The sequence below is a fragment of the Cecembia lonarensis LW9 genome (assembly GCF_000298295.1).
Lineage (GTDB): Bacteria > Bacteroidota > Bacteroidia > Cytophagales > Cyclobacteriaceae > Cecembia > Cecembia lonarensis.
In genome coordinates this window covers 1-693 of record NZ_AMGM01000293.1, presented here as the reverse complement: position 1 = coordinate 693, position 693 = coordinate 1, and the positions used below count along the sequence as shown (strand labels likewise).

Below are 693 nucleotides of genomic sequence, written 5' to 3'. Positions count from 1 at the left end.
GGCCCGGGATTCCCCGGTGGCCAGCATCGAGACCACGATGCGTCCGCGCTCGATGCGACCGGCCTCGAACGACTTTTTGGCCTGCTCCAGGATCTGCTGCGCCTGGGTTTTGGCGGCCTCCAGGCGCGCGGCGGACTGCTCTTCCAGCACGAAGTATTCGGCCGCCTTCTCAAGCAACAGCTCGTGGCGTTGGGTCATCTCCGACGCCTTGGTGCGCGCCTTTTCCCGGGCGGCCAGCGCCACCGCCGATTTCCGATCCTTGGCCATGACTGCTCCTCCCAACGACACCTAACGGTCACCACAGGATAAACCCACCGGTGCCCGTAAAACAGTGGTGGGCCTGGATCGTTCCGGGCGCAGGTCCCGCGACCCGGACGGGTTGCCAGTCACAGCGCCGGGTGCCCGTCCGGAGCCCCGATCCTGCCGGCCGGCATCCCCGGCCACGCGTGGACAACCACCGGTGGCCTGTGGAAAATCCTTCCGCCGCGCCCCGGTTGCACACAGTTGAACGCACCGTGGATAACGAAAAGCGTGTTACCCACCGCGCATTCGCGTGTGCACAACCGCATCAACACCGTTGATGGCCCCAGCCCGGCACGATGCCGTTCACTGTTTCTCGTCCCTCGGACCAACGGCACCGCTACTGGTTCGCCGAGACTTCTGCTCCTTCGTCGGGCTCGTCAAACCACCATG

At 65.5% G+C, this 693-nt stretch carries 1 protein-coding gene; it reads right to left on the bottom strand.

The window, feature by feature from the left end; genetic code table 11:
• The coding region (locus tag B879_RS24200) for a hypothetical protein (RefSeq protein ID WP_040401636.1) at positions 1-267 on the bottom strand (267 nt) is incomplete at its 3' end.
• Positions 268-693 lie beyond the last annotated feature (426 nt).